The organism is Pseudomonas sp. ABC1, assembly GCF_013395055.1.
In the GTDB taxonomy this organism is placed as follows: Bacteria; Pseudomonadota; Gammaproteobacteria; order Pseudomonadales; family Pseudomonadaceae; genus Stutzerimonas.
Genome location: NZ_CP058349.1, coordinates 3,155,628 through 3,171,122, shown reverse-complemented (window position 1 = coordinate 3,171,122; position 15,495 = coordinate 3,155,628). Strand labels below are relative to the sequence as shown.

Here is a 15,495-nt window from a genome sequence, read left to right as displayed (position 1 = left end):
CACCGTGATGCGAAGCCACACGAAAAAGAACCCGCCCCATCCTCGGAGATAGACGCTTGCGCCCATTGAAACGCCTTGTCTCAGAGACTGGACGATACGTCGGTCCATGCCTGCTGCTCGCCAGCCTGGCACATGCATCCCCGCCCACCGAACAGGTCCCGCCGGACCGGGCTCTCCAGCGGGGCGAGCAAGTGGCCCAGGTCGTCCAGGGCATTCTCGGCTACGCACAATGGCCGCACAGCCCGCAGCAACTGCGCCTGTGCATCGTGGCGCCAACCCAGTACACGGACATCCTGCTGGCCAGCGAGGCTGAAGAGTCCCAGCGTCCGGTCCATAGCCGCCGTCTGCTGCTCGACGACCCGCAACTGACCAGCGCCTGCGAAGCGGTCTATGTCGGCGTGCTGCCTGACGCGGCGCGCCAGAAACTGCTCGAACGCCTGGTCGGCTACCCCATTCTCAGCATCAGCGAGAGCGCGGAATCCTGTGGCGAAGGCAGCCTGTTCTGTCTGCATGTCACGGATGAGTCGACGTCCTTCAAGGTCGACCTCGACGCGGTGGCCCGCAGCGGCCTCAAGATACATCCCCGGGTGCTGCAACTGGGCAAGCGGCTACGGGAGAAATCATGAACCGTAGACGAAGCCCCCCGAGCGAGTCGCGCCTGCCGCTGCACCAACTCCTGCAGCGGACCCAGCTCTCCAGCCTGCTGACCGCCATCGGCCTGACCTTCCTGTCGCTGACAGTGACCGGCCTGCTGGCGCTGAGCAGCTACGCCGAACACAACCTGCAATTGCTGGCGCGTTCCCTGTCCTACACGCTGGAAGCCGCCGTCGTGTTCAACGACCGCGCCGCCGCCCACGAAAGCCTGGAGCAGATCGCCACCGCGTCCGAGGAAATCGCGGAGGTCCTCGTACTCGATCGCCACGGCAAGCTGCTGGCCAACTGGAACACACCGGATACCGGCCCGGTGCGACGCATGGAGCGCGAAGTCGCCAACCTGCTCATGCAACAACCGTTGACACTGCCCATCACCCACCAGGGCAAGGTCATCGGCGAATTGCAACTGAGCAGCCAGGGCAGCGCCCTGAGCCGTTTCCTGATCGACGGCCTGCTCACCCTGCTGGCCGGCCTGCTGTTCAGCATCCTCATGGCACTCCACAGCTCGCGACGGATGCGCCGGGTCATCATGACGCCGCTACGCCGCCTGTCCGAAGTCGCCCACGTGATCTCCCGCGACCGCACCTTCGAACAGCGCGTCCCCACCTCGCGCATCCTCGAAATCGACAACCTGGCCGGCGACTTCAACAGCCTGCTCGACGAGCTCGAAACCTGGCAGAACCACATGCAGCGGGAAAACGCTTCGCTGTCGCACCTGGCCAGCCATGACACGCTCACCGGCCTGCCCAATCGCGCACTGTTCGAGACCACCCTGGCCCGCACCCTGCGCGAGAACCAGGCGAGCGGCCAGCGCTGCGCGGTGCTGTTCATCGACTGCAATCGCTTCAAGGAAATCAACGACTGCTTCGGCCACGCGGCGGGCGATGCGGTGCTCTCCGGCATCGCCAAACGCCTGCGCCTGCAACTGCGCACGGGCGACCTCGTCGCCCGCCTGGGCGGTGATGAATTCGCCATCCTGCTCAAGCCGGTGCATGGCGAAAACGACGCACTGGACGTCGCCGACAAGATTCTCGAAAGCCTGCTGGTCCCGCTGCCACTGCCCAACGACAGACAGCTGACCGCCTCACTGAGCATCGGTATCGCCCTCTTCCCCGAGCATGCCGGCGACTCCCAGGGCCTGATGCACAGGGCGGACCTGGCCATGTACCACGCCAAACAGCACCAGAGCGGCCGGCACCTGGCCTCCCCCACAGAACGACACGGAAAACACTGACAGGAGCTGCACCATGCGTAATGCGCTATACCTCATCGGCCTACTCGCCATCCTCATGCTGGGCGGCTGCCAGAGCACCCCGCCCGCCGGCCTAACGCCAGAGCAGGTCGCCATGCTCAAGGCCCAGGGCTTCGTCTGGACCGAAGAAGGCTGGGAGTTCGGACTCCAGGGCAAGGTGCTCTTCGAGACCGACTCGGAACAGCTATCCAGCGACAGCCAGCAACTGATCACACGCATCACCCGCGCGCTGACCAGCGTGGGCATCGACGACATCATTCTGGAAGGGCACACCGACGACCAGGGCCGGCCCGCCTATAACGAGCAGCTATCCCAACGGCGCGCCCAGACCGTCGCCGACGCCATGATCGGCAACGGCATGCCGGAGCATGCCATCCAGATACGCGCCATGGGCCAGAGAAAGCCCATCGCCAGCAACGAGACCGCCACCGGGCGCAGCGAGAACCGCCGCGTGGTGATCATCGTCGGCGCGCCCTAGGAACCTCATGGGCTCAAGGCTGGTACTGGCGGCTGAGCTCGAACAGTTCACGGGCCACCTGCACAAGCGTACCGAACCAAACGCCAGGCGGACCATTAAGAGTAGCTGAGCTTGCCAAATACGCCTTTGGCAAGCCAAAGGCATCGAAAGGCATGGCACTGAGCGAGGCAATCACACGACCTCACTCATCCACGATCATCTGCCCATGGTTGAGGAGCGAACAGGGAGGTCGGCATATTCAGGGTGCGCCTTCAGGAAGATGCGCAATGCCTGTTCCTGTCTGTCGACCATGCAGACGCCCACACTGGGCGATGGCACCGAACAGCTGCCGAGCGCCAGGAACCCGCAATTCATGACGCCATATAGCGCAGCCGGGCGACTCTCGGCAGCGCAACCGTAAACCAACTCGCCCAGGTAGTTGACCTCGCCTTGTTTCACACTGAAACGCAGCGAGCCGGAATAGGGGCCCATCACTCCGCGTCGCGAACCCAACGAGGAAACTTCGTACTCGCCCGCAGGCAGCCAGGCCGAGTAGTAATCCTTGACCGCCCAGCCGAATCGTTTATCCGTATTGATTTCGCGAAATTCGAGCCAAGTACCATAAGGGCCACTGCCGACCATTGCGCCAACCACCAGACCGGCGTTTCTCTCCGAATAGACCTTCGAGCCAAGGCTCATCTCCTCGGGCATTGATGAGCAGCCTGCAATGATTCCCAGCAGAAAAACAACCAGCAGCTGACGTACACCGAACATCCTTCACTCCCAATCAATCGACGAATACCAGTGCACCGGTCCCGAGCAGCTCTGCTGGACGACCATGACACCGTTCATTAGGATCACCGCCCCGCTCCCCATGTATCAAGGGCGACACACTCCATGACATATATTCGCTCACTTCGCACGGCCGTTGCGCTGATCACCGCCGCAGCTTTGTCAGTCGGCTGCAGCTTCCATGGCTCATACCCCGACAGCACTGCGCCTGACGCAGCCAAGCTGCGCTTCATCAGCGACATGGACAGTGCCACCCTCAGCCTGCTCGATGCCGAGCACTGTGATGGTCGAACCACCGGGCTGCTGAACAACCTGTTCGCCGCCAACACCAAACGCCGAGCGGAAATGCGTGCGGCACCACCGGCAGATGCCAAGGCTTACCTGGAGATCCGTCTCGAACCAGGCCAGGAGACGCTTCTGCTCACAAACTCGGTGAGCACAGGCAGCGTGTGCGGCGGTGCATTCAACTTTACGCCGCAAAGCGGCTCGGAATACGAGTTGACCTTCAACTACGCTGGCAGCAAGTGTGTGTCGGCGCTCAAGCGCCTGGACCAGGTTCAGGGCAAGGTCGTCCGCACAAACGTCATTCTGGTTAACAAAGGTCTTCCCAGTTGTGCCGGGCGCAACGCCCTGTTCCCGAAGGCTCCCGAGACATTGCCCGACACGCCGGAGCGCGCCGCGCTGATCGATCGAATCATCGACGAGAGCATCATCGAGAAGATGAAGGCTGGCGCTGAGGACAATACCGAGAAAGCGGGCAAGGACGAATCGATCGAGAAAAACATCGTCGAGCGCAAGGCGCAGATCGGCTTCGCCTTGCCGGAAACTTACTGGACCGAATATCGCGACAGCATGGAACGCTTTGCACGTGACGTCTCGCTGCAGAAGAGTCGAGCCCTGCAACGCTACAAAGACGACTATCGAACGCGCTTGCGCCAACTCGATACAGAGCAGATCAAGGAGCTGGCGCCTGATAGCGAAACGGCCGACCTGGGCAAGATGCTCACCACCAACAACCTGATGCTGCAACATTACGAGCGCGTGAGCAGGGACTTGATAAGGGAAGCCCTCAGCGAGCACATAAACCGGATGGCAGACCTAGATCGACGCTATTCCGTATGTGAGCGTTTCCCCAAATGCTGGAAAAATTGATGCCCCGCTCCGGCTGTCGACGGATGGCCTGCGTGCCTGGGCTACCGCCCACTGCTGGAGCGAACACCCCGCTACTTCGGATACGCCTCCAGCAATTCATCCGGAGTCAATGACCGGCCTTGCCAGAAAAACGGCACGGGCCACAGCTGCTGGTCGATTTGCGCGTCCCGCCACAAGTCGGCGAAACACCTGCCATTGCCCGAATGCCGTACCTCTGGCGCCAGCAGCGCCAGGGGCCAGAGGACGAAGGCATTGCGCAGGATTTCCATGCGCGGCAAGACCAGCCCATTGAAATCGCCGTGCAGATCACCAAAGGTCAATACGTCGATATCCAGGGGCAGCCCCTTGCGATCCGGCGCATAGCGACCATTGTCGGCTTCGATGAATTTCAGACGGCGGTCGAGCTCCGTCAGCTCGGACTCGCAATGGCCCATGACCACCAGATTGTAGAAATTGTCACCCTTGTAGCCAACCGCCAGGCTTTCGAAAACCGGCGAGCAGCGCATACCGACCAGCAGCGAGGAAAGCGCGTCCAGGCCGGCCGTCAGGTGTTTCTCGCGCTCGACATTGCTGCCCAGCCCAAGCAGAACCGGCGTCAGCGACATCCGCGTTCGATCTCCACGCCGAGCCCACGAGCCCTGGGATTGACCCCAGGCTTGATCACCTTGAGACGCACCCAGGGAATGCCGAACTCCGTCATCAGGCAGGCGGCCAGCCGTTCGGCGAACGTCTCCACCAGTTCGAAGCGCGAAGCCTGGGCGAATGCATCGATCCGGGCGATGACACAGGCGTAGTCCAGCGCCTTGTCCAGCTCATCGTTCTGCGCCGCGGGGCGGATATCCCAGCCAAGGGCGAGATCCAGGTGCAGGCACTGACGGATACCGCGCTCCCAGTCGTAGGCGCCGATCAGTGTGTCGACCTCCAGCCCTTCGATAAATACTGTATCCAACTCAACTCTCCTGCGGCACGACAAGCACGCGGCACACCGCTAGACTCAGAGGCTCACCGCCCCGGATAGATCTTAATGTTCTGGCTACTGGCACTGCTCGCTTACCTTCTCGGCTCGCTGTCATTCGCCATCCTGCTCAGCCGCAAGGCCGGCATGCCCGACCCGCGTGCCCTCGGCTCGGGCAACCCCGGCGCCACCAACATGCTGCGCGTGGCCGGCAAGCGCCTGGCCATCTGGACCCTGCTCGGCGACCTGTTCAAAGGTCTGCTGCCCGTACTGCTTGCCGCAAGGCTGGACTTTTCGCTCCAGCAGCAAGCCTGGATCGGCCTGGCAGCGGTATTCGGACACCTCTACCCGTTGTACTTCCACTTTCGCGGCGGCAAAGGCGTCGCCACCTCCGCCGGGGCCTTGCTCGGGCTCTATCCGCCCGCAGCTCTGCTGGCGATCATCGCCTGGCTACTGACCTTGCGCCTGACCCGCACCAGCTCCCTGGCCGCACTCACGGCGCTGCCCGTGTGCCTGCCACTGCTGGCCTGGCAGCAACCCGAAGCCTTGCTGCCCATGAGCCTGCTGGCCTGCCTGGTCGTCTGGCGGCATCGCAGCAACCTGCATGACCTGCTGGCCGGGCGCGAACGGCACTTCTGAGTCGCCCAAAGGTGCGCTACTCCAGTCCAGACCCTACGGGTGAGCAGAACACGCGGGCAACTCATCCATCGGCCAGCGCGCCTGCACACTGATTTCCGGCCCGTCATGCTGCCCGGCCAACAGGCGCTGGCAACCGGCATAAGCGATCATCGCACCGTTATCCGTACAGAAGCGCGGCCTGGCGTAGAACACCTTGCCACCCAGATCGCTCAGCATGCTCTCCAGCGCCAGGCGCAACGACTGGTTGGCACTGACGCCACCCGCGATCACCAGACTTTTCAGCCCAGCCTGCTTGAGCGCACGGCGGCATTTGATGACCAGCGTCTCGACCACTGCCTGCTGGAATGCCAGGGCGACATCGCTGCGCGTCTGTTCGCTATCGTCGCCGGCATTTCGGCACTGCTGCCAGGTATTCAGGGTAAAGGTCTTCAGACCGCTGAAGCTGAAATCCAGGCCCGGACGGTCCGTCATCGGCCGTGGAAACGTGAAGCGTCCCGGCGTGCCTTGTTCGGCCAGCACCGCGATCTCGGGGCCGCCCGGATAGCGCAACCCCATCAGTTTGGCGGTCTTGTCGAAGGCCTCGCCCGCAGCATCGTCCAGCGACTCGCCCAGCAGTTCGTAGTGACCGATGCCCTCGACCCGGACCAACTGCGTATGCCCGCCGGAAACCAGCAGCGCCACGAACGGAAACGCCGGGGGCTGCTCCTCCAGCATCGGCGCCAGCAGATGCCCTTCCATGTGGTGCACGCCGACCGCCGGCACGCCCCATGCGAAGGCCATCGCCTGGGCGCAGGAGGCGCCCACCAGCAATGCACCGACCAGACCCGGACCCGCCGTATAGGCGATCGCGTCGATATCCGTAGGGAGTCGTCCGGCTTCGTCCAGCACCTGGCGGATCAGCGGCAGCATGCGTTTCACATGGTCACGCGAGGCCAGTTCCGGCACCACACCGCCGTAGACCCGGTGCAGGTCGATCTGGCTGAACAGCGCATCGGCCAACAGTCCTTGTTCGCTGTCGTATAGCGCGACGCCGGTCTCGTCGCAGGATGTTTCCAACCCCAGCACCAGCATGGGCCCGAACCTTCGAGGGAAGCGAATGAAGCCGCGCATATTAATCGCCCGGGCCGCACGCCGGCCAGCGCTTTCACTCACAGGCTTTGCATTCCTGGCGACGAGAAGGTAACATCCGCACCCCTGAAAACCAGCGTGCTTACGAGTCATTTGCCGAAGCGCGTTGCAACCGGTAATCAAGTGAAGGTAAGTCCTGGATGCCCAACGTAAAAGTTAAAGAGAACGAACCCTTCGACGTCGCCCTGCGCCGTTTCAAGCGTTCTTGCGAAAAAGCCGGTGTTCTGGCCGAAGTCCGTAGCCGCGAATTCTACGAGAAGCCGACCGCCGAGCGTAAGCGCAAAGCTGCCGCTGCCGTAAAGCGTCACGCCAAGAAAGTCCAGCGCGAACAGCGCCGCAGCGTTCGCCTGTACTGATACAGCGCGACTGACTGCAATCGAAGCCCGGCCTTGCCGGGCTTTGTGCATCGATAAGACTCCGCTTCGCCGAAGGCGAATGACCGGAGTCTTTTTCGTTTCCGCCCGAAACACCGCAAGCGTATCCTGCACCCCATGGCCGGCCTGATCCCCCAATCCTTCATCGATGATCTGCTCAACCGCTCCGATATCGTGGACGTGGTCGGCTCACGCATCCAGTTGAAGAAGGCCGGCAAGAACTACATGGCCTGCTGTCCTTTCCACAAGGAAAAGACACCGTCCTTCAGCGTCAGCCCGGACAAACAGTTCTACTACTGCTTCGGCTGCGGCGCGGGCGGCAACGCCCTCGGCTTCGTCATGGACCACGACAACCTCGAATTCCCCGAGGCGGTCGAGGAGCTGGCGCGTCGCGCCGGAATGGAAGTACCTCGCGAGGAAAGCGGTCGCGGCAATCGCCCACGCCAGCCGACCGACTCGCCGCTCTACCCGCTGCTGTCGGCCGCAACCGACTTCTATCGCCAGGCCCTCAAGGGGCACCCTGCGCGCAAGGCCGCCATCGACTATCTCAAGGGCCGTGGCCTGTCCGGCGTCATCGCCCGCGACTTTGCCCTTGGCTTCGCCCCGCCCGGCTGGGACAACCTGATGAAACACCTGGGCGGCGACGCCCTGCAGCAAAAGGCCATGATCGATGCCGGCCTGCTGATCGAGAACGCCGACAGCGGCAAGCGCTACGACCGCTTCCGCGACCGCATCATGTTTCCCATCCGCGACAGCCGTGGGCGTGTGATCGCCTTCGGCGGGCGCGTGCTGGGCGATGACAAGCCCAAGTACCTCAACTCGCCGGAAACCCCGGTCTTCCACAAAAGCCAGGAACTCTACGGCCTGTACGAAGCGCGCCAGGCCAACCGCGATCTCGATGAAATCATCGTGGTGGAAGGCTACATGGACGTCATCGCCCTCGCCCAGCAAGGCCTGCGCAACGCCGTGGCCACCTTAGGTACAGCCACCAGCGAGGAACACCTCAAGCGCCTGTTCCGCCTGACACCCAGCGTACTGTTCTGTTTCGACGGTGACGCAGCAGGCCGCAAGGCCGCCTGGCGCGCACTGGAGGCCACACTTTCAAGCCTGCAGGACGGCCTGCGCGCCCGCTTCCTGTTCCTGCCCGAAGGCGAAGACCCGGACAGCCTGGTGCGCAGCGAAGGCCACGAAGCCTTCCTCGCCCGCATCCAGCAACAGGCCCAACCGCTGGCCGACTACCTGTTCCAGCAACTGGCCGAAGAAGCCGATCCGCGCTCCCTGGAGGGCAAGGCACACCTGGCCGCCCTCGCCGCCCCCCTGATCGACAAGGTCCCCGGCAGCAACCTGCGCGCCCTGATGCGCCGGCACCTCAAGGAACTCACCGGCCTGGAAGGCGAAGCCGCGCCCAGCATCGCCACAGCCCCCGGGCACGAAGACCACCCGCCGTACGACCACTACGAGCCAGCCTACCCCGCCACCGACGCACCACCGGATTTCTACCAGGACACCAGCTGGCAGGGCGACACGCCGCCACGCAAAGGCAAGAACAAAGACTGGAAAACCGAACGCGTGCGCAACACTCGACGCGAAGAGCGCCCACCTCGCCAGCCACGCACACCCACCAGCGTCGAACCACCGACGCTCACAGCGCTGCGCACACTCCTGCACCACCCGCAGCTGGCTCAGCGCGTGGAAGAAGTCAGCCACTTCGCCGGCGAGGACGACACCTACGCACAACTGCTCGTCGCCCTCCTCGGCACCCTGCAGAAAGCCCCCGGCCTGCGCAGCCTGCAACTGATCGCACGCTGGCACGGAACGGAACAGGGCAGGCTATTGCGCGCCCTGGCGGAGAAGGAGTGGCTGATTTCCAGCGAGAACCTTGAACAACAGTTTTTCGACACCATAACCAGCCTTGCAGCCAGACAACGCGAGCGCAGCCTGGAGAACCTGCTCCGCAAGGCGCGACAGGGTGAACTTAATGGCGAAGAAAAAGATCAACTGCGCAACCTGCTCAGTCGCGCCCCCTGAATCGGAAACACTCCGACAGAAAACCTGGCGATAGCCAGCGCAGCATGACCGGATCGGCGCAAGAACCTGCCGATCCCGCACGAACGAGCATTTAAGAACGATTTTCAACACGGGCAGGCCCTCATTCACAAGCCTGCCAAACTGGCGAAGAAGCGCCTGTCTGAGGTATAATCCTCGGCTTGTTTTCAGCCCGCCAGAACCATGAGTGGATAGGGTTATATGTCCGGAAAAGCGCAACAGCAGTCTCGTCTGAAAGAGTTGATCCAACGCGGTCGTGAGCAGGGTTACCTGACTTACGCGGAGGTCAACGATCACCTGCCGGAGGATATTTCCGATCCGGAACAGGTGGAAGATATCATTCGCATGATCAACGACATGGGGATCAATGTATTCGAGGTCGCCCCGGATGCAGATGCCCTGTTGCTGGCCGAAGCCGACACAGATGAAGCCGCCGCCGAAGAAGCAGCCGCCGCACTGGCCGCTGTCGAAACCGATATCGGCCGCACCACCGACCCGGTACGCATGTACATGCGTGAAATGGGTACCGTGGAATTGCTGACCCGCGAAGGCGAAATCGAAATCGCCAAGCGTATCGAAGAAGGTATCCGCGAAGTCATGGGCGCCATCGCCCACTTCCCCGGCACGGTCAGCAGCATCCTCGCCGACTATGAGCGCGTGACCACCGAAGGTGGCCGCCTGTCCGACATCCTCAGCGGTTACATCGACCCTGACGATGACGGCGCTGCGGGCGCTCCTCAGGAAGCCGAACCCATCATCCCTGCGGCCGCCAAGGCAGCCGACGAGAAGGAAGACGAAGAGGAAGAGGACTCCGACAGCGAAGAGGAAGAAGGCGACGGCGGTCCCGATCCAGAGATCGCACGCCAACGCTTCGGCGCGGTTGCCGAGCAGCTCGAAAGAGTGCTCAAGGTGCTGAAGAAGCACGGTCGCGGACATGCCCAGGCCATCGAGGAGCTGCAAGTCCTCGCCACCCTGTTCATGCCGATCAAACTTATACCCAAGCAGTACGACGCCCTGGTCGAGAGAGTGCGTGAATCGCTCAACCAGGTCCGCGCTCAGGAACGCGCCATCATGCAGTTGTGCGTCCGCGACGCACGGATGCCGCGTGCAGACTTCCTGCGCCTGTTCCCGGGCAACGAGTCCAACCTGGAGTGGACCGACAGCCTGGCCAGCGGCAAAGGCAAGTACGCCGAAGCCATCGGCAACCGTCAGGACGACATTCGTGCCTGCCAGCAGAGACTGGTCGACCTGGAGCAACAGGCCCAACTCAGCATCGCCGAAATCAAGGACATCAACCGCCGCATGTCCATCGGCGAGGCCAAGGCCCGTCGCGCCAAGAAGGAAATGGTCGAGGCCAACCTGCGCCTGGTCATCTCCATCGCCAAGAAGTACACCAACCGCGGCCTGCAATTCCTCGACCTGATCCAGGAAGGCAACATCGGCCTGATGAAGGCCGTGGACAAGTTCGAATACCGTCGCGGTTACAAGTTCTCGACCTACGCCACCTGGTGGATCCGCCAGGCGATCACTCGCTCGATCGCCGACCAGGCGCGCACCATCCGTATCCCGGTGCACATGATCGAGACAATCAACAAGCTCAACCGCATCTCCCGCCAGATGCTGCAGGAAATGGGCCGCGAGCCGACCCCGGAAGAGCTTGGCGAACGCATGGAAATGCCCGAGGACAAGATCCGCAAGGTCTTGAAGATCGCCAAGGAACCGATCTCCATGGAAACCCCCATCGGTGACGACGAAGACTCGCACTTGGGTGATTTCATCGAGGACTCGGCCATGCAGTCGCCGATCGACGTCGCCACGGTGGAAAGCCTCAAGGAAGCCACTCGCGAAGTGCTTTCAGGCCTGACCGCCCGCGAAGCCAAGGTGCTGCGCATGCGCTTCGGCATCGACATGAACACCGATCACACCCTGGAGGAAGTCGGCAAACAGTTCGACGTCACCCGTGAGCGGATTCGCCAGATCGAAGCCAAGGCCCTGCGCAAACTGCGCCACCCGACACGAAGCGAGCACCTGCGCTCCTTCCTCGACGAGTGACCCCGAACCCCCGGCCAGCGCCGGGGGTTCTGCTATCCGAGGCAAGGAAAACCAAACGGTGAAACAACTCTTTATCGTCCTGCTCGGCGGCAAGCACCCACGCGCCAGCATCGAAGTGCACGACATCGTCATCGCCACCGGCACCCACCTGGGAGACACCCACGCCCAACTGCGCCAGCAATGGTTCGGCAGCCCGAAGGGCCTGCATATCGACGCCTGGATGCAGGTCGACGGCATCGACGGCTACCGCCTGCACTTCAACGACAGTTTGCCTGCGGCGAACGAACCTCGGCTGTTTCTGATCAACCTGGGCGGCTACCTGCCAGAAACGTTCGGCGAGTCCCATCGCTACCAACTGGTCGTAGCCGCGGATGCCACCGAAGCCAAACGCCTCGGCAAACAACGCATCCCCAGCGCATGGGCCAAACCCCATACCGACGCCATCATCGACATCGACGACTGCCTCCCCCTCGATTATGTCGACGGCTGCCACATCAACCTGATCCCCGGCCCGCACCGCCCTCCTCATTTCGAGAATGATTACATTCTCCTCGATTAACCACCCCGAACGGCTTGGCCTCGCTATAACTCGCCGTTATAATCCGCGCTTCCACTGAGGGCCTATAGCTCAGTTGGTTAGAGCAGAGGACTCATAATCCTTTGGTCCACGGTTCGAGTCCGTGTGGGCCCACCATATAAATCAACGATTTAAGCCCATCAGAAATGATGGGCTTTTTCATTTTAGCCATTTTAGTCCCCGCCTTAGTCCCCATTTCTCTTTCGCCCAGCTCCCCTCAAGCAAAGGGGCTATAATGACCCGCTAGGTCATTTCGCGACCTTCATATGCCCGTAGCTCAGCGCCCCACTCGCCCAGGCTTACCAGCATATTCGGTCGACTAGGAGCTGAGCTAACATTGAGTGTAGTGGTCAACAATTCCCGGACACAGGATTGAGTTTTTCTTCCGCAACCGCTGGTGGTACGAAACTGTTGTGCCGATGTGGTCTTGTCCAGTTGTACCAGTGCATGAGATAGCGACCGATGTCCTGCTCGGCCAACGCAGCCGTCATGTAACCCATCGCCGGCACCCACTCTGTTTTCAGGCTACGAAACAGACGCTCCATCGGCGAGTTATCATGGCAGTTTCCTCGTCGACTCATGCTCTGAGTCATTCGATAACGCCAGAGCCGTTGACGGAAGCTACGGCTGCTGTATTGGCTACCCTGGTCGCTGTGAAACAGGACGCCCAGTGGTCTGCCACGCATCTCGTAAGCCCTATCGAGCGCCTTGATAACCAGTTCCGCGTCGGGCTGGACAGACATGGCCCAACCCACCACCCTGCGGCTGTACAAGTCCAGCACCACGGCCAAGTAGTGCCATCGCACCCTGCGCCCAGATGTAGGTTATGTCACCGCACCAAGCTGTATTCGGCGCTGCCACGGCAAACTGGCGATTACCGATACGACGCCGCCGAGCCTGGTAAGCGTAATAACAAGATCGGGGGACTTCGAACACTGAGCACAACAGGTGAACTGGGTAATGCTTTGCCAACTGCCGAATCGACTTCAACGTCTGCGCCTGTGTTCCTCGGCCATCAAGAGCGCAGTGGCCTCCTTTAATATTTTCTTCTCAAGTTCCAGGCGGTGGATGCGTGCCTGAAGTTCCTGGATCGTCTGCTGCTCCGGCGTGAGCGCCTTGGCCTTGGGCGTAATGCCCCCTCGCTCCGACTGCAGTTGGGCGACCCAGCGGCGCAAAACGCTCTCTCCCACGTCGAGGGATTTAGCAGCCTCAGGGCAACTGTAACCTTGGTCGAGCACCAGGCTGGCAGCCTCACGCTTGAAATTCGGAGTGAAGGTACGTCGTTGTCTGTTCATCGAACACCTCGGTATGGCGATCATTCTCGCCTAAAAAGGTGTCCGGGATTAGTAGACCACTACAAGGGCTGGCTGACCTTCAAGGATAGAAATTCCATCCTGCCCCTGTCCACGCCGTCATAACCTGGTGACGCCATGGGTGCGGCGTCCTGCCCCCGCTGCTGAACAACCGCTCTTCAGTCTGATGAGCGTGCCACCCCAAGTTCATCGCCAAGGTATCTACCTGATTGCAGTAATCTAAGTAATCAGCAGAGCTCACCTTGTCGCCCACAATCAGTCGTAGCATACCGGGAGCGTTGTGGCGCAGAGCCTTGGACGCTGACGTGTAATCTTTGCGCACAGCCGGATACCTACCTTGACCACTCAAGATATGCATACTACGAGCTGTCCATTGATCCAAGATGTATGCATCCTGAAGCGGAGAGGCAAAAAACAAGATCTTGGTAAAATACGAAGGTCCTACCCCAGGCAGCAGCTTCTTGCCCCTGAGCGCTAGAAACGCTTCAAATCCTGACGCCCGGGTATGCTGACCCGCTCGTACAGCGGTACAGAGGGCTAGGCAGTCGCCGCGAACTGCCCAAATCCTCCGTCCGTTACCTCGTTGCATCCCCCCCAAGCCATGGTGCTGAGGAAACAGTTTTCCACCGAAACTGACGGACTCGCCCAAAGTGCTCTTAAGGCCGCCCGAGAAAGCGGTGTCTTCGACAAACCATGATGACGCCCGAGTCCTAGCTGTATTGATTCCGCCCAATTGTGAGGCGACGCTCCCACCCAGGCGCTAGGAGGCGTTTTGTTCAAATGCTGGAACAACAAAATTTGTGCGGGGTCGAGTGCGGGGATCATGGGTTACCTGAGTCTTCCTATCTTGGCCATCAGTATGCTACCTCCCTACGCGAGGAAGGCTACCTCTCGAAACCGAGAAGCGGCAATACTCTTCGTAAAAACCTAGGGAAATCCTGAAGAAGACTTCCCAAATCTGGTGAAATACGTCGATCCCGTTGCCCGAGTTTCCTGATGAAGCAGATGACCTTTGCCGAGGCCGAGTACGCCGGTAAGCGCAAGAAGACCCGCAAGGAGTTGTTCCTGATCGAGATGGATCAGGTGGTGCCGTGGAAGGGTTTGGTTGCCCTGATCAAGCCCCACTACCCCAAGGGTGAAGGCGGTCGCCCGGCGTATCCGCTGATGGCGATGCTGCGCATACATCTGATGCAGAACTGGTTCGGCTACAGCGATCCGGCGATGGAGGAAGCGCTGTACGAAACGACCATCTTGCGCCAGTTCGCAGGGTTGAGCCTGGAGCGTATTCCGGACGAAACCACCATCCTCAACTTCCGCCGACTGCTGGAGAAACATGAGTTGGCGGCTGGGATTCTGGCGGTGATCAATGGCTATCTGGGTGACCGTGGTCTGTCGCTGCGCCAGGGCACCATCGTCGATGCCACGCTGATCCATGCGCCGAGTTCGACCAAGAACAAGGACGGCAAGCGTGACCCAGAGATGCACCAGACCAAGAAGGGTAACCAATACTACTTCGGCATGAAGGCGCATATCGGCGTGGATGACGAATCGGGACTGGTGCACAGCGTAGTGGGTACGGCGGCCAACGTTGCGGACGTTACTCAGGTCGACAAGTTGCTGCATGGCGACGAGAACGTGGTTTGTGCGGATGCGGGCTACACCGGCGTTGAGAAACCTTCGGAGCATGCTGATCGGAAGGTTATCTGGCAGGTGGCGGCACGCCGCAGCACCTACAAAAAGCTCAATAAGCGCAGTGCGCTATACAAGGCTAAGCGCAAGATCGAGAAGGCCAAAGCCCAAGTGCGCGCCAAGGTCGAGCACCCGTTTCGCGTGATCAAGCGGCAGTTCGGCTACACCAAGGTGCGTTTCCGGGGGCTGGTGAAGAACACCGCACAACTGGTGACGCTGTTTGCGCTATCGAATCTGTGGATGGCACGCCGACATTTACTGGCGAATACAGGAGAGGTGCGCCTGTAATGTGGGACATGGTCGCAGCGAGGTGCTTGCGGTGGCCAGAAACACCGAAATGAGCAGGTGATCTGATCGTTTCAGGTCAAGTCGCCGCTTTTAAAATCGGCAAGGGCGGAAGTCGGCTGGAAATACC

General features: G+C 61.1%; 15 protein-coding genes, 1 tRNA gene and 1 pseudogene. 11 read left to right on the top strand and 6 right to left on the bottom strand.

Annotation, left to right across the window (positions count from 1 at the left end; translation table 11 throughout):
* Positions 1-191 precede the first annotated feature (191 nt).
* The 3 genes from HW090_RS13880 to HW090_RS13870 are packed head-to-tail and all read left to right on the top strand — an operon-like array spanning position 192 to position 2,384.
* A complete protein-coding gene (locus HW090_RS13880) occupies positions 192-626 on the top strand; it encodes a YfiR family protein (protein ID WP_179114068.1) in 435 nt (144 codons plus the stop codon).
* Positions 623-1,888 carry a diguanylate cyclase domain-containing protein gene (locus tag HW090_RS13875; protein WP_179114067.1) on the top strand — a complete coding sequence of 422 codons (1,266 nt, stop codon included), beginning with the start codon at positions 623-625 and terminating at the stop codon, positions 1,886-1,888. Before HW090_RS13880 ends, HW090_RS13875 begins: the two co-directional genes overlap by 4 nt.
* A gap of 13 nt (positions 1,889-1,901) precedes the next feature.
* Complete coding sequence (locus HW090_RS13870; protein WP_179114066.1) at positions 1,902-2,384, top strand: OmpA family protein; 483 nt, start codon at positions 1,902-1,904, stop codon at positions 2,382-2,384.
* Between the two features lie 195 nt (positions 2,385-2,579).
* Here HW090_RS13870 and HW090_RS13865 read toward each other — a convergent pair whose 3' ends face one another.
* Positions 2,580-3,137 (bottom strand): hypothetical protein, encoded by a 558-nt coding sequence (locus tag HW090_RS13865; protein ID WP_179114065.1) that lies wholly within the window; start codon positions 3,135-3,137, stop codon positions 2,580-2,582.
* Between the two features lie 123 nt (positions 3,138-3,260).
* Here HW090_RS13865 and HW090_RS13860 point away from each other — a divergent pair, with 123 nt between their 5' ends.
* Positions 3,261-4,307, top strand: a complete 1,047-nt coding sequence (locus tag HW090_RS13860) for a hypothetical protein (RefSeq protein ID WP_179114064.1) — start codon at positions 3,261-3,263, stop codon at positions 4,305-4,307.
* A gap of 71 nt (positions 4,308-4,378) precedes the next feature.
* Here the strand turns inward: HW090_RS13860 and folK are convergent, their stop codons facing one another.
* Both folK and folB read right to left on the bottom strand, forming a co-directional pair.
* Complete coding sequence (gene folK, locus HW090_RS13855) at positions 4,379-4,912, bottom strand: 2-amino-4-hydroxy-6-hydroxymethyldihydropteridine diphosphokinase (protein ID WP_179114063.1); 534 nt, start codon at positions 4,910-4,912, stop codon at positions 4,379-4,381.
* Complete coding sequence (folB, locus tag HW090_RS13850; RefSeq protein WP_179114062.1) at positions 4,903-5,256, bottom strand: dihydroneopterin aldolase; 354 nt, start codon at positions 5,254-5,256, stop codon at positions 4,903-4,905. Before folB ends, folK begins: the two co-directional genes overlap by 10 nt.
* A 75-nt stretch (positions 5,257-5,331) precedes the next feature.
* On the opposite strand from folB, the gene plsY reads away from it, so the two are divergent.
* Complete coding sequence (gene plsY, locus HW090_RS13845; RefSeq protein WP_179114061.1) at positions 5,332-5,901, top strand: glycerol-3-phosphate 1-O-acyltransferase PlsY; 570 nt, start codon at positions 5,332-5,334, stop codon at positions 5,899-5,901.
* A gap of 33 nt (positions 5,902-5,934) precedes the next feature.
* Here the strand turns inward: plsY and tsaD are convergent, their stop codons facing one another.
* The gene (tsaD, locus tag HW090_RS13840; RefSeq protein WP_179114060.1) at positions 5,935-6,972 is read right to left on the bottom strand and encodes a tRNA (adenosine(37)-N6)-threonylcarbamoyltransferase complex transferase subunit TsaD; all 1,038 of its coding nucleotides are present in this window, start codon (positions 6,970-6,972) and stop codon (positions 5,935-5,937) included.
* Between the two features lie 197 nt (positions 6,973-7,169).
* Between tsaD and rpsU the strand changes: the two genes are divergently transcribed.
* From rpsU to HW090_RS13815, 5 genes are all read left to right on the top strand, one after another.
* The gene (rpsU, locus tag HW090_RS13835; protein WP_003283508.1) at positions 7,170-7,385 is read left to right on the top strand and encodes a 30S ribosomal protein S21; all 216 of its coding nucleotides are present in this window, start codon (positions 7,170-7,172) and stop codon (positions 7,383-7,385) included.
* Between the two features lie 135 nt (positions 7,386-7,520).
* Positions 7,521-9,431, top strand: a complete 1,911-nt coding sequence (dnaG, locus tag HW090_RS13830; protein WP_179114059.1) for a DNA primase — start codon at positions 7,521-7,523, stop codon at positions 9,429-9,431.
* A gap of 219 nt (positions 9,432-9,650) precedes the next feature.
* Positions 9,651-11,501 (top strand): RNA polymerase sigma factor RpoD, encoded by a 1,851-nt coding sequence (gene rpoD, locus HW090_RS13825; protein WP_179114058.1) that lies wholly within the window; start codon positions 9,651-9,653, stop codon positions 11,499-11,501.
* 58 nt (positions 11,502-11,559) lie between these two features.
* Positions 11,560-12,060 (top strand): DUF1543 domain-containing protein, encoded by a 501-nt coding sequence (locus HW090_RS13820; RefSeq protein WP_179114057.1) that lies wholly within the window; start codon positions 11,560-11,562, stop codon positions 12,058-12,060.
* Positions 12,061-12,118: 58 nt separating this feature from the next.
* Positions 12,119-12,195, top strand: a tRNA-Ile gene (locus HW090_RS13815).
* Between the two features lie 233 nt (positions 12,196-12,428).
* Here the strand turns inward: HW090_RS13815 and HW090_RS13810 are convergent.
* Positions 12,429-13,373: pseudogene (locus tag HW090_RS13810) on the bottom strand (IS3 family transposase).
* A gap of 79 nt (positions 13,374-13,452) precedes the next feature.
* On the bottom strand, positions 13,453-13,980 hold the full coding sequence (locus tag HW090_RS18185) for a hypothetical protein (RefSeq protein WP_373416349.1): 528 nt from the start codon (positions 13,978-13,980) through the stop codon (positions 13,453-13,455).
* A 407-nt stretch (positions 13,981-14,387) separates the two neighbouring features.
* On the opposite strand from HW090_RS18185, the gene HW090_RS13805 reads away from it, so the two are divergent.
* Complete coding sequence (locus tag HW090_RS13805; RefSeq protein WP_179114056.1) at positions 14,388-15,368, top strand: IS5 family transposase; 981 nt, start codon at positions 14,388-14,390, stop codon at positions 15,366-15,368.
* The last annotated feature ends 127 nt before the right edge of the window (positions 15,369-15,495 follow it).